Source organism: Aurantimicrobium minutum, from assembly GCF_002355535.1.
Classification (GTDB): Bacteria; Actinomycetota; Actinomycetes; order Actinomycetales; family Microbacteriaceae; genus Aurantimicrobium; species Aurantimicrobium minutum.
Genome location: NZ_AP017457.1, coordinates 1,298,525 through 1,311,804, shown reverse-complemented (window position 1 = coordinate 1,311,804; position 13,280 = coordinate 1,298,525). Strand labels below are relative to the sequence as shown.

13 protein-coding genes and 1 tRNA gene are annotated in these 13,280 nt (G+C 55.0%); 10 read left to right on the top strand and 4 right to left on the bottom strand.

Features of this window, described 5'->3' with window-relative positions:
* Window positions 1–27 precede the first annotated feature (27 nt).
* The 3 genes from AUMI_RS06455 to AUMI_RS06445 are packed head-to-tail and all read left to right on the top strand — an operon-like array spanning window position 28 to window position 2,704.
* Complete coding sequence (locus tag AUMI_RS06455) at window positions 28–219, top strand: hypothetical protein (protein ID WP_096382647.1); 192 nt, start codon at window positions 28–30, stop codon at window positions 217–219.
* Window positions 216–1,679: a cardiolipin synthase gene (cls, locus tag AUMI_RS06450; RefSeq protein ID WP_096382644.1), complete on the top strand. Its 1,464-nt coding sequence runs from the start codon at window positions 216–218 to the stop codon at window positions 1,677–1,679. The genes AUMI_RS06455 and cls overlap by 4 nt, the downstream gene beginning before the upstream one ends.
* Before the next feature lie 14 nt (window positions 1,680–1,693).
* Window positions 1,694–2,704 carry an aldo/keto reductase gene (locus tag AUMI_RS06445; protein WP_096382642.1) on the top strand — a complete coding sequence of 337 codons (1,011 nt, stop codon included), beginning with the start codon at window positions 1,694–1,696 and terminating at the stop codon, window positions 2,702–2,704.
* 14 nt (window positions 2,705–2,718) lie between these two features.
* On the opposite strand, the gene AUMI_RS06440 is transcribed toward AUMI_RS06445, so the two are convergent.
* From AUMI_RS06440 to AUMI_RS06430, 3 genes are read right to left on the bottom strand one after another with little or no spacing between them, the layout of a single operon-like run.
* On the bottom strand, window positions 2,719–3,201 hold the full coding sequence (locus tag AUMI_RS06440; protein ID WP_096382640.1) for a YbaK/EbsC family protein: 483 nt from the start codon (window positions 3,199–3,201) through the stop codon (window positions 2,719–2,721).
* Between the two features lie 2 nt (window positions 3,202–3,203).
* Window positions 3,204–3,551 carry a carboxymuconolactone decarboxylase family protein gene (locus tag AUMI_RS06435; protein WP_096382638.1) on the bottom strand — a complete coding sequence of 116 codons (348 nt, stop codon included), beginning with the start codon at window positions 3,549–3,551 and terminating at the stop codon, window positions 3,204–3,206.
* Window positions 3,548–4,480, bottom strand: coding sequence for a pirin family protein (locus tag AUMI_RS06430; protein WP_096382635.1), 933 nt, complete (start codon window positions 4,478–4,480; stop codon window positions 3,548–3,550). Before AUMI_RS06430 ends, AUMI_RS06435 begins: the two co-directional genes overlap by 4 nt.
* Before the next feature lie 183 nt (window positions 4,481–4,663).
* Between AUMI_RS06430 and AUMI_RS06425 the strand changes: the two genes are divergently transcribed.
* The 6 genes from AUMI_RS06425 (at window position 4,664) to AUMI_RS06400 (ending at window position 11,754) form a co-directional block, all read left to right on the top strand.
* Window positions 4,664–7,183, top strand: coding sequence for an ATP-dependent Clp protease ATP-binding subunit (locus tag AUMI_RS06425; RefSeq protein WP_096382633.1), 2,520 nt, complete (start codon window positions 4,664–4,666; stop codon window positions 7,181–7,183).
* A 27-nt stretch (window positions 7,184–7,210) separates the two neighbouring features.
* Window positions 7,211–7,720: an amino-acid N-acetyltransferase gene (locus tag AUMI_RS06420; RefSeq protein WP_096382630.1), complete on the top strand. Its 510-nt coding sequence runs from the start codon at window positions 7,211–7,213 to the stop codon at window positions 7,718–7,720.
* Window positions 7,721–7,733: 13 nt separating this feature from the next.
* The gene (locus AUMI_RS06415; protein WP_172418272.1) at window positions 7,734–8,375 is read left to right on the top strand and encodes a hypothetical protein; all 642 of its coding nucleotides are present in this window, start codon (window positions 7,734–7,736) and stop codon (window positions 8,373–8,375) included.
* 28 nt (window positions 8,376–8,403) lie between these two features.
* Window positions 8,404–9,705, top strand: coding sequence for a helix-turn-helix domain-containing protein (locus tag AUMI_RS06410; RefSeq protein ID WP_096382625.1), 1,302 nt, complete (start codon window positions 8,404–8,406; stop codon window positions 9,703–9,705).
* Between the two features lie 89 nt (window positions 9,706–9,794).
* A complete protein-coding gene (gene exaC, locus AUMI_RS06405; RefSeq protein WP_096382623.1) occupies window positions 9,795–11,318 on the top strand; it encodes an acetaldehyde dehydrogenase ExaC in 1,524 nt (507 codons plus the stop codon).
* Between the two features lie 43 nt (window positions 11,319–11,361).
* Complete coding sequence (locus AUMI_RS06400) at window positions 11,362–11,754, top strand: DUF779 domain-containing protein (RefSeq protein ID WP_096382621.1); 393 nt, start codon at window positions 11,362–11,364, stop codon at window positions 11,752–11,754.
* On the opposite strand, the gene radA is transcribed toward AUMI_RS06400, so the two are convergent.
* Entirely contained in the window at window positions 11,751–13,115 is a 1,365-nt protein-coding gene (gene radA, locus AUMI_RS06395) for a DNA repair protein RadA (protein ID WP_096382619.1), read from the bottom strand. The genes AUMI_RS06400 and radA overlap by 4 nt on opposite strands.
* A 73-nt stretch (window positions 13,116–13,188) precedes the next feature.
* Here radA and AUMI_RS06390 point away from each other — a divergent pair.
* A tRNA-Ser gene (locus AUMI_RS06390) sits at window positions 13,189–13,278 on the top strand.
* The last annotated feature ends 2 nt before the right edge of the window (window positions 13,279–13,280 follow it).

Genomic DNA, 13,280 nt, shown 5'->3' with positions numbered 1-13,280 from the left:
TCAGTTCACACCGGTAGTCTGACAAGCATGGACAACTTCTGGATTAATGCCCTGTGGTCGATCACACCCACTGTCATTCTGGGGCTTTTGTTCTGGTTGATTATTCGGTCCATTTTGCGTTCGGATCGAACCGAACGCGAAACCTACGCCAAGCTGGAAGCCGAAGAACGCGCTAAGCGCGGCTTGTCTACTGACTCACAAAATGGGGAAAAACAATGACACAGGGTGATGTGAATTTCTGGATCACCATCATCCTGTTCCTGATTGACTTCGCTATCCGCGTTGCCGCAATCATTATTGTTCCTCGCAACCGTCGTCCATCCTCTGCCTTGGGCTGGTTACTTGCTATCTTCTTCATTCCGTTCATCGGCGTGATTTTGTTCCTGCTCATTGGTAGTCCACGCTTGGGCCGCAAGCGTCGCCGTCGCCAGGCAGAAATTAACCAGTTCATCATGGACTCCACCGAGGGCATGGACAAGGTAAAGCACGACAAGTCCTGGCCGGCATGGTTGGATTCCATCGTTACGATGAACCGCAACTTGGGTGCTATGCCGATGATTGGTGGCAACAGCGCACAGATGCAGATCGACTACGAGAAAAACTTTCTCGATATGGCAGCAGACATCGATAAAGCGAAGAACTACGTTCACGTCGAGTTCTACATCTTGGCGGCCGACTCCACAACAGAACCACTGTTCCAAGCGATGGAGCGCGCAGTTCAACGTGGCGTCAAGGTACGTGTGCTCTTTGACCACATTGCTGGAAAACGCACCGTCGGTTATAAAGAAACCAAGAAGCGTCTGACTGCTATCGGTGCCGAATGGCACCTCATGCTTCCTTTCCTCCCTCTTGAAGGAAAGTACGAGCGACCAGATTTGCGCAACCACCGCAAGCTCTTGATCATCGACTCGAAGATCGGCTGGATGGGTTCACAAAACCTCATTGACTCCAGTTACCTCAAGAAGTCCAACATCAAGCGTGGACTGCACTGGAAAGATGCCATGGTTCGCCTGGAAGGGCCCATTGTTGCTGGTTTGAACGCCATCTTCATTACTGACTGGTATTCCGAGACAGATGTTCTGCTCACACGTGAGGCAGCTCCACTATCAACCACGTCAAATAAAAACGCCCTGGATTGCCAGATTGTTCCCTCCGGCCCGGGCTTTGCTTCCGAGAACAACCTGCGGATGTTCTTAGCGCTGATGTATTCAGCTCAAGAGAAGATCATCATTACTTCGCCTTACTTCGTCCCTGATGAGTCTTTGATGTATGCCATCACCTCAGCATGCCAGCGTGGTGTTCGCGTGGAACTGTTCGTCTCCGAAATTGGAGACCAAGCGTTGGTTTACCACGCACAGCGTTCCTACTACGAAGCACTGCTTCGTGCCGGTGTTGTTATTTGGCTGTATAAAGCACCGACCATCTTGCACTCCAAGCACATGTCCATCGATGACGAGGTTGCGGTGATCGGTTCCTCCAACATGGACATGCGATCCTTCTCCCTCAACCTTGAGGTGTCTCTCATGGTTAAGGGCGCTTCTTTCGTCAAGCAGATGCGTGATGTTGAGGCTGCCTATCGCAATGACTCTCGTGCACTGACCCTTGACGAGTGGATGCAGCAGCCTCTGCGCTCAACCGTTCTTGACGGTTTAGCACGTCTGACTTCCTCACTGCAGTAACGAAAGTTTTCTCTATGGCTTATGAAGCAGCGCCCTCACGCTACGACATCATGAACTACCGCAGAAGCGGTAAATGGGGTTTGAAGCTTCCTGAGATTTCCTTAGGCCTGTGGCACAACTTCGGAGACGAAGGATCTCTCAAGAACCAAAAGCAGATTCTTCGTCGTGCTTTTGACTTGGGCGTGACTCATTTTGATTTAGCCAACAACTACGGTGTTCCTGCTGGCTCGGCTGAAAGCCACTTCGGTGAAGTGCTGGCTTCAGACTTCAAGCCCTATCGCGATGAAATGGTTATCTCCTCCAAAGCCGGATATTTCATGTGGGATGGACCCTATGGCGAGTGGGGAACTCGGAAGTACCTCATCTCATCTCTTGATCAGAGCCTGACCCGCATGGGCTTGGACTATGTCGACATCTTCTACTCCCACCGCCCGGACCCCAACACCCCCATAGAAGAAACCATGGGTGCACTGTCTTCGATCGTGCAGCAGGGCAAGGCACTGTATGTCGGGATCTCTTCGTACACTCCTGAACAAACCATCGCTGCAAAGAAAGAACTGGATCGACTCGGTGTTCCTCTGCTGATTCACCAGCCTCGCTACTCCATGTTTGATCGCACCATCGAGCGTTCCGGCCTGCTCTATACCCTCGACGAGATTGGTGCCGGGTGCATCGTTTTCTCGCCACTTGCTCAGGGCCTTCTCACCGACCGTTATCTTGGTGGGGTTCCCAAAGACTCCCGTGCTGCAGTGGGCGAACATCTCAAAGCGTCCACAATCACCGACACCTATCTCGAGCGCGTCCGCGGTCTGGCGGCTATCGCCGAGGCCCGCGGTCAGACGCTCGCTCAGATGGCACTGTTATGGACTCTGCGTAACCCTGGGGTCACCTCAGCCTTGATTGGTGCCTCCTCTGTGAAGCAACTCGAAGACAACATCGCTGCTATTCACGGTCCAGAGTTTGAGCCAGAAGAACTCGACGCGATTGATGAATTTGCGGTGCACGGCACCGAATCAGGCAAGTAAATTACCTGGAGTTTTTACTCACCAATATCGGCGGGAGTTCCGCCAGTCATCCGAACCAGTTCGCTAAAGGTGGTTTGGTAGACATAGGCCGGGTGACCTCCTGCAGACCAGATGGTGTCGTACTGGGCTAGGTCGTTGTCCACCAGAGTGGGAAGTTCGGTGGCAAGTCCCACGGGTGAGACTCCACCAATGACATAGCCAGTGGCAGCACGAACGTCATCGGCGTTGGCCTTGGTGATCTTCTTCCCACCAAACGCAGCAGAGACTTTGTCGGTGTCCACGCGGTGTCCACCAGAACTCATTACGAGAACGGGTTCGCCATCGGCGAGGAAAACGAGCGAGTTCGCTATCTGGCCCCTCGTAATGCCGAGACCTTCCGCTGCGGCTTGGGCGGTGTGGGCGTTGTCATCGAGGCGAACAACATCACCTTCCGCGCCGTGCTCTTTCAGAGCCGCGCGGAAACGCTCAACAGATTCGGGGTGTTGAATGTCGGCCATGATTAGTGCTCGTGATTCACGGAGTCACTGATCTGCAGCGCCATGCGACCGTGCGTAAACGCACCACCTGCACGCAGTGCTGCAGCAACCCAGGCTGCTTCAGCAATCTCGGCATCGTTTGCGCCAGCTTTAATCGCACCCTTGGTGTGGGCATCGATGCAGAAAGAGCATTGAGTGGTGAAGGCAACACTGAGCGCCATGAGCTCACGGAACTTCAGTGGGATAGCGCGACCCTCTTCAGCGAAGACCGCGTTGTCGAAAGCAAGGAACGCTTCCAGGATGTCGGGGGTTTCTTTTTTATACACTCGACCGAATTTGCGGTTCTCGGTTCCGTCATAGAGATCACTCATGGCCTGGGCAACTTTCGTGGTCGAAGGTGAACGTGAGGCATTTCTGGGGCGGGAATTACGGGGCCCTCGTATGCGACGGTACCAAATACTCCGTCAGGATTGGAGCCCTCAACTACATTGCTTTGCCACTGCTGGCGCATCTGAACTATTTCTTCATGGCTGCGGCCAATGAAGTTCCACCACATCACGAGCTCTTCTTCGAACGGCTCGCCACCGATCATTAACACTCGAGAGGGAACATCACCGGTGGCGATGGTGATGCTGGTGTGGCCAGGCTCAACATAAGCAAGCTCGTCTTTGAGGGCCTGTTCGTCATTGACGGTGAGCTCACCCGAATCAATAAGGAAACCGTGCTCATAGCTGTGGTCAACGGGGATGGCGATGGTGGTTTTTTCAGGAATCAAGATTTCAGCAGCAACAAGACCAGTAAACGTCGTGGCTGTGGAGGTAGCGGTGACATCCTCGCCGGTGAGACTTCCCACAAACACAGTGAATTGGGCTGGACCAATAGTCATCCGGGGAGAGACGTGGTGTTCAAAGAAAGGAGCAATGAACCGGTGTTCATCAGGTAGGGCAACCCATAACTGCACACCATGAAGCCGGGAGGTGGTGGAGGTAGAGACCTCCGAGTGAGAGATCCCTGCACCAGCAGTCATGAGGTTCACCTGACCAGGACTGACTAATTGACTACTGCCCACACTGTCGTGGTGCTCCACCTCACCCTCAAAAAGCCAGGTGACAGTTTGTAAGCCCGTGTGAGGGTGAGGTGCAACATGCATGCCACCACTGTGTTCAACCAGGTCTGGACCAAAGTGATCAACAAAGCACCATGCACCAATGGTGGTGCGGTGCCGGTTAGGTAAAGTTCTGCGCACTGTCATCGCTCGCAGGCCTCCGAGGGGCACATCACGAGGAGTCAGAATGCTCATACCTACAGACTACGTTTCTGGCTAAGTATTTATTCCGTGGCACCAGATGTTCCCCCTCCAGCGAACATCACCATTCCAGCTCACGCCGTGGGCGAACAGGGGCATCTTTAAGAGCAATACGGCGTTACTCTCAAAAGCAAGACCTGCACTGGATACGAACACCACAGTGCTGATGGGAGAGAAATGTTTGAGAGATTTACCGACCGCGCTCGCCGCGTCGTTGTCTTGGCGCAAGAAGAAGCCAAGATGCTCAATCACAACTACATCGGCACGGAGCACATCCTTCTAGGTCTCATCCACGAAGGCGAAGGTGTTGCAGCGAAGGCTCTCGAGTCTCTCAACATCTCCCTCGATGCGGTGCGCGAGCAGGTCCAAGACATCATTGGTCAGGGACAGCAGCAGCCCACCGGCCACATCCCTTTCACTCCACGTGCGAAGAAAGTTCTCGAACTATCGCTGCGTGAAGCACTGCAGCTTGGTCACAACTACATTGGCACCGAGCACATCCTCTTAGGCCTCATCCGTGAGGGTGAAGGCGTTGCTGCACAGGTTCTGGTCAAGCTTGGTGCTGACCTCAACCGTGTTCGTCAGCAGGTTATTCAGCTTCTGTCTGGCTTCCAGGGCAAGGAGCCTGTTGCTGCCGGAAACAAGGACGAGGCAGCCTCTGCTCAGGGTGGTTCTCAGGTTCTTGACCAGTTCGGTCGTAACCTCACCGCTGCAGCTCGTGAAGGAAAGCTTGACCCTGTAATCGGTCGTGAAAAAGAGATTGAACGCGTCATGCAGATTCTTTCTCGCCGCTCCAAAAACAACCCTGTTCTGATCGGTGAGCCCGGTGTTGGTAAGACTGCCGTTGTGGAAGGTCTCGCACAAGCGATTGTCTCCGGCAATGTTCCTGAGACCCTCAAGGACAAGCAGCTCTACACACTCGACCTGGGCTCACTCATCGCTGGTTCTCGTTACCGCGGTGACTTTGAAGAGCGCCTCAAGAAGGTCACCAAAGAGATTCGTACCCGAGGCGACATCATCACCTTCATTGATGAAATTCACTCGCTAGTCGGCGCTGGTGCTGCCGAGGGTGCTATCGATGCCGCCTCCATTCTTAAGCCACTGCTTGCTCGTGGTGAACTCCAGACCATTGGTGCGACCACTCTGGATGAATACCGCAAGCACTTTGAAAAGGATGCAGCGCTGGAGCGCCGCTTCCAGCCCATCCAGGTTGCTGAGCCTTCCTTGCCTCACGCCATCAACATCTTGAAGGGTCTGCGCGACCGTTACGAAGCACACCACAAGGTTCAGATTACCGATGGTGCAATTGTCGCGGCTGCAAACCTTGCCGACCGTTACATCCAGGACCGCTTCCTTCCCGATAAGGCAATTGACCTCATCGACGAAGCAGGTGCTCGTCTGCGCCTATCCATCCTCTCCAACCCACCAGAGTTGCGTGAATTGGATGACCAGATTGCTCTGACCCGCAGCAAGAAGGAAGCAGCAATCGAAGATCAAGACTTCGAACGTGCTGCCGCACTGCGCGATGAAGAAAAGCAGCTGCAAGCTGAGCGTGTTCGCCGTGAGGCTGAATGGCGCAAGGGCGATGCAGGTGGCCAGGGCATCGTGGACGAGGGCGTTATTGCTGAAGTTCTAGCCCAAGCAACCGGTATCCCCGTCTTCAAGCTCACCGAAGAAGAATCAGCCCGCCTGGTCTTCATGGAGAAGGCTCTGCACCAGCGTGTGATTGGTCAGGAGAAGGCCATCGCGGCCCTGTCCAAGACCATTCGTCGCACCCGTGCTGGACTGAAGGACCCCAAGCGTCCTGCTGGTTCCTTCATCTTCGCTGGTCCCACCGGTGTGGGAAAGACAGAGCTGGCTAAAGCACTGGCTGAGTTCCTGTTCGATGACGAAGACGCCATGATCTCTCTCGACATGAGTGAATACGGTGAAAAGCACACCGTCTCACGTCTGTTTGGTGCCCCTCCCGGATTCGTTGGATTCGAAGAGGGTGGTCAGCTCACCGAGAAGGTGCGCCGCAAGCCATTCAGTGTTGTTCTCTTCGATGAAATCGAGAAGGCACACCCTGACATCTTCAACTCTCTGCTGCAGATTCTGGAAGAGGGTCGTCTCACCGACGGTCAAGGCCGTGTTGTTGACTTCAAGAACACCGTCATCATCATGACCACCAACTTGGGAACCAAGGAAATCTCTGGTGGTCCTGTTGGTTTCCAGCTTGAAGGTGACGCCGTCAATGACTACGACCGCATGCGCGGCAAGGTCAACGAAGAACTCAAGAAGCACTTCAAGCCTGAGTTCCTCAACCGTGTTGATGACATCATCGTGTTCCCTCAGCTGAGCAAGGAAGAGCTGGTTCAGATCGTGGACCTGTTCACCAAGCGCCTGAGCGACCGCATGATGGATCGCGACATGACCATCGAGCTCACTCAAGCTGCGAAGGACCGCCTCATCGAGGTCGGCTTCGACCCAGCCCTGGGTGCTCGTCCGTTGCGTCGTGCGATGCAGGCCGAGGTCGAAGACCGCCTCTCCGAGAAGATTCTCGAAGGCCAGCTCGCAGCTGGAGATCACGTTCACGTGGACTTTATTGGCGGCGAGTTCGTCTTCACCACCACTGCTCGTGAGGTTGTTGGGGTCACTGCTGCCTCACAGGCAAACGGTATTGCCGCAACCCCAGAGATTGTGGCAGACGGAGAGTAGCCTTCCCGCCAGAGTATTCTGGGGAGCATGACTTCTTCACCCATACACGTTCGTCGTGCCCGCACAGCAGACGTGCCATGGATTCTAGAAGTCACCAAGCCACTCGTGGACTCGCGGGTTTTGTTGGGTAAAGATGCGGTCTCTATTTATGAGGCTGTACAAGAGTTCCGTATTGCAGAAGACAGCGACGGCAACCGAATAGGCTGTGGTGCTCTGCACGTGATGTGGCAGGACTTGGGTGAAATTCGTACCCTCGCTGTGACCCCCGAATGGCTGGGCAAAGGTGTTGGTGCTGCCATCTTGGCCAGGCTCGTCGACGATGCCACCGAGTTGGGGCTTGGTCGACTCTTTTGCCTCACCTTTGAGGTGGACTTCTTTACTCGCCACGGATTTGTGGAAGTCTCCGACGCCATCATTGATCCTGAAACCTATGCGCAATTGGTGCTCTCGCACGATGAGGGTGTTGCCGAATTCCTGGATCTTGCCCGTGTAAAACCCAACACTCTGGGAAATACAAGGATGCTGCGCGTCCTGTAGGTAATTTAGGGGCATGAGCTCTCAGATGCCTGGACAACCTGGACGCGTCTCACCCGCGGTGTATCGCCGCCGCAGACTGGTCGCTCTTCTCGCACTTATTGCTGTCGTTACTGCGGTTGTGCTCATCATTGTTCGACCTGGACAGGCAACGCCAGAGCCCACACCGACCGCAACAGCGAAACCCACACCTACCGCGGTTGCCTCAGAGACTCCCACCCCTACGCCCACTCCCACAGTTGATGTGTCGTCCTATAAAGAATGTGCTGTGAAGAACCTCGTGGTCACTCCAGTCACCGATGCGGTCGACTACCAAGCAGGTGTTCTGCCTAATCTGTCTTTGACCATTCAGAACACAGGAAGCACAGCCTGCTACTACAACGTGGGAACAGCTGCCCAGCAACTCACCATTACTTCTGGTGCAGAAACCTACTGGGTTTCTACTGACTGCCAAACAGAAAGATCAGACACGGTCGCCATATTGGAGCCCGGTGTTGTCTACCCATCAGCTCCAGTTGCCTGGCCTCGTGAGCGCAGCGCACCCGACACCTGTGGTGGCGTGCGCGATCAGGTTCCTGCCGGTGGTGCTTCGTACTACCTCACTGCCAAGGTCGGCGAAGCAACCTCAAAGACCTCGAGTCAGTTCCTTCTGTACTAGCTCTTTTCTTTGAACGCCTGAGAGGCGTATGCTCAAGCACGTGACAAGTCCTTGGCTTGCCGACCCCGACGTTGTGGTTCCCGGCACTGTTCGCGCAGTCGTGCGAGACTCATGGTCGCGCGCGGAACAAAGCCAACTTGATCCTGATCGGATGCTTTCTCCACTGCTGTTTGAAAGCAGTGAACTTCACGAATACCGCGAAGCGCACCCGCTGGCAGAAATGATGCCGGTTATTCGCAAGCTTCTCGTGCGCGATGCAGACAACGATTCAGGAATGCTTGTTGCCGTCGGTGATGCAATGGGACGCCTGCTCTGGGTCGAAGGTGACCAGGGGCTCAAGTCTCGTGCCGAGTCGATGATGTTTGTTGAAGGCTCTGACTGGAGTGAATCCGTGGCTGGAACTTCGGCACCGGGAACAGCGCTGGCTTTAGACCACGCCATCCAAATTCGTAGGGATGAGCATTACAACCGTCTCGTTCACGCCTGGAGTTGCACGGCTGTTCCTGTTCACGACCCAGAGACCAAAGCCATTATTGGTGTTATTGATATCACCGGGGGAGACCAAGCGGTGGATCGCCACACCATGCCCTTGGTGGAGGCAACGGCTCACGCTGTCGAGACAGAGCTCATGGTGAGCAGGCTTCGCAGTCGTGATGCTGCCTCCTCGAGGTCAGCTGCTAGCTCTAAATTTGTTCTGTTTAATAACTTGCCTTCTTCGGTGAAGAACAAGTCAGCCCGGGCAACACTTCACATCCTTGGCCGTGACACCGCACTTCTCAGCATTGGTGATCGTTCCATCGAACTCACCCAGCGTCATGCCGAGATTATGACCCTGCTGGCCTGGAACCGCTCGGGGTTATCTGCTGAACGTTTGTCGGAACTGTTGTGGGGTGACCCTCATGCAACCTCACGCTTGCGGCCAGAGCTGGTGCGCTTGCGCAAGCTCCTAGACAAATTCCATCCCGGGATTGCGCCAGAGTCCAAGCCGTATCGTCTGACCGAGCAGGTTGAGATAGATGCCCAGCACGTCGTGGCATTGCTCGATCGTGGAGCACACCGGGCAGCGTTGTCCGCGTTCCGCGGGACGCTGCTTCCGGACTCGGTCTCACCGGGTATTGAAGACATCCGCACCGAAGTGTGTTCACACCTGCGAGAGTCACTACTCAGTGATGCCTCCGTGGATGTCCTGATGGACTATGCCAACTCCGAGCAAGGCTTAGAAGATCTGGATGTGTGGCACCAGGTGCTCAAAATGCTGCCGGCAAAATCCCCCAAGCGTGCACATGTGGTTGCTCACGTGGAAAACCTCGTGGAACTGCATGGGCAATAGTTTCCCTTCGCAACTTTCTGCAACCTTTCGCTCCCTAATGTTGGAGTGCCATATCCGGCACTACGACAAAGACGTCGAAAGGTACATAAATGACTGTCTATGCAAACCCCGGCACACCTAATGCCGTCATCACGTTCAACCACAAATACGACAACTTCATTGGTGGCAAGTATGTTGCACCGTCGTCAGGTGAATACTTCGAGAACATCACGCCGGTAACCGGCCAGGTGTTCTGCGAGATCGCCCGCGGTAACGCCAAAGATGTTGACATGGCTGTAGCGGCCGGGTGGAAGGCCTTCGAAACCTGGGGCAAGACCAGTGCCACCGAACGTGCCATCATTCTGAACAAGATTGCTGACCGTATGGAAGCAAACCTTGAGCTCCTCGCTGTTGCGGAGACTTGGGACAACGGTAAGCCTGTTCGTGAAACCATGGCCGCAGATATTCCTCTGGCCATTGACCATTTCCGCTACTTCGCTGGTGCCATCCGTGCTCAAGAAGGTGGCATCTCCGAACTAGACCACAACACTGTGGCCTACCACTTCCACGAGCCACTGGGTGTTGTTGGCCAGATCATCCCCTGGAACTTCCCCATTTTGATGGCTGTTTGGAAGCTTGCTCCAGCACTGGCTGCAGGTAACTGCATCGTACTCAAGCCAGCCGAGCAGACCCCTGCATCAATCCACGTACTGCTGGATCTGATCAATGACCTCATTCCAGATGGTGTGCTCAACATTGTTAACGGTTTCGGTATCGAAGCTGGTGCACCTCTTGCTTCTCACAACAACATTCGCAAGATTGCGTTCACTGGTGAAACCACCACTGGTCGCCTCATCATGCAATACGCAAGTGAGAACCTGATTCCTGTCACCCTCGAACTCGGTGGCAAGAGCCCCAACATCTTCTTCGAAGACGTTGCAGCTCAGAAGGACGCCTACTACGAGAAGGCTCAGGAAGGTTTCACCATGTTCGCCCTGAACCAGGGTGAAGTGTGCACCTGTCCTTCCCGTGCACTGATCCAGGGCTCCATCTATGACGGGTTCATGGCTGACGCTCTGCCTCGTGTAGGCAAAATCATCCAGGGCAACCCTCTGGACACCAACACCATGATTGGTGCACAGGCATCCAACGACCAACTGGAGAAGATCCTCAGCTACATCGACATTGGTAAGGCTGAAGGCGCCAAGGTTCTTATCGGTGGTGAACGTGCTGACCTCGGTGGTGAACTCTCCGGTGGTTACTACGTCCAGCCCACTGTCTTCGAAGGTAAGAACTCTATGCGTATCTTCCAAGAAGAAATCTTTGGCCCCGTGGTGTCTGTCACCTCCTTCAAGGACTACGACGACGCCATCAGCATCGCCAACGACACCCTCTATGGTCTTGGCGCAGGTGTGTGGAGCCGTACTGGCGACATCGCTTACCGCGCTGGCCGTGCCATCGAGGCAGGTCGTGTGTGGACCAACACCTACCACCAGTACCCTGCTCACGCCGCCTTCGGTGGTTACAAGCAGTCTGGTATCGGTCGCGAGAACCACAAGATGATGCTCGATCACTATCAGCAGACCAAGAACCTCCTGGTCTCCTACGCAGAAGGACCCATGGGCTTCTTCTAAATCGGCACTATCAAACAGGTAACAAACACGGGAGAATCATTACATGGACCTCACCAGAGTTGATTACACACCAGAAGCCGCTGAGCTTCTGCGCAAGATGACTCTCAAGCACGGTCCGTTGATGTTTCACCAGTCGGGGGGCTGCTGTGATGGCAGCTCCCCGATGTGTTACCCCGTCGGGATGTTTCGGGTCGGGGGATCCGACGTCCTGTTACAAAAGCTCGAAGTTGACGGCTTAGACCCCATCGAGTTTTATATGTCGGCATCGCAGTATGAGTATTGGAAATACACCCACCTCACCGTTGATGTGGTGAAGGGTCGAGGTAGCGGATTCTCGGTTGAAGCTCCCGAGGGAGTCCGTTTCATGATTCGCTCTCGCATGCTGACCGACGAGGAGATCGAACACTTCGGCCTCCTCAAAGCAGAGGCTGTTTAGAACGCAGCGTCGATTTCGCGCTCGCGGGCGTCTTTGGCTGTGTCGAAGGCGTCTTTGAGTGCTGAGCGCAGTGTTCCCACATTGTGATCGATACGGGTACTAAAGCCCAAGCGGGTCGCCTCGGCATCACGTTGCTTACCGCCATTGACGGGGCGGATTTCTCCGGCCAGAGAGATTTCACCAAACGCAGCAACAGTGTGAGCGATTGGCTTGTCATGGAATGCACTCGCCACGGCAATGGCGATGGCCAGGTCAGCACCAGGCTCGTTCAGACGAACACCTCCCACAGTGGAGACGTAGACATCTTTGTCGCTGAGTTTGAGTCCAGCTCGGCGCTCCAACACAGCCAGCAACATGGCAACACGTGAGCTGTCCAACCCGTTGGTGACCCGGCGAGGATTGGGTGCACTGGTGGGAACCACCAGCGCCTGAATCTCCACAGGCAGTGGCCGCTTTCCTTCCAGGGCAACCGTTGCACACGTTCCCGAAACGGCAACTGAAGATCTACTCAAGAACAGACCACTGGGGTCTGGAACTTCAGCAATGCCATCTCCGGTCATTTCGAAGCAGCCCACTTCATCGGTGGGACCGAACCGGTTCTTCAGTGCGCGGACAAACCGCAAGGCGGTTTGACGGTCGCCTTCGAAGTGGCAGACAACATCAACTAAGTGTTCGAGAAGGCGAGGTCCGGCAATAGTGCCGTCTTTGGTGACGTGGCCAACAAGAAGAATGGGGAGGTTGCGTTCCTTCGCTACGCGAATGAGAACGCTGGCAACCTCGCGCACTTGGCTGGGGCCACCGGCCAGACCATCCACAGCAGAACTGGCAACAGTCTGCACAGAGTCAACGATGAGCAAGGCAGGTTGCACCGCATCAATCTGGCCGATGATGGTGGAGAGATCTGTCTCAGCTGCGAGATAGAGGTTGTCGGTCAGTGCGCCCGTGCGGGACGCACGCAAGCGCACCTGACTCACTGACTCTTCCGCGCTGACATAGAGAACCTTGATGCCGGTCTTGGCAGCGCGGGATGCCACCTCGAGCAGCAGCGTGGACTTTCCCACACCGGGTTCACCAGAAAGCAGGATGGCAGCACCGGGAACAATTCCTCCGCCGAGCACACGGTCAAACTCGTTGATACCACTAGCCCAGTGAGTGAGTTCACCATCGACGGGAACCTCCGTGATAGGCCTGGCGGCATTGTCTTCGCTGACAAAAACCGGGGTCATCTTGACTTGGATGCCGGTCTTTGTTGACTCCTCAACGACGGTCCCCCACGCCTGGCATTCACCACAACGACCAACCCACTTAACTGTGGTCCAGCCACATTCTGTGCAGGTGTATCCAGGAGTTGCTTTGGCCATGCGGACAGCCTAGCTGTGGCGGCGGACAGTGGATTGGTGGCGTGCGCAAGCTGTGCGTAAACTCTTTACTACTGGTTCCGTGTCCGAGCGGCCGAAGGTGCAACTCTCGAAAAGTTGTGTACGTGAAAGCGTACCGTGGGTTCAAATCCCACCGGGACCGCCATT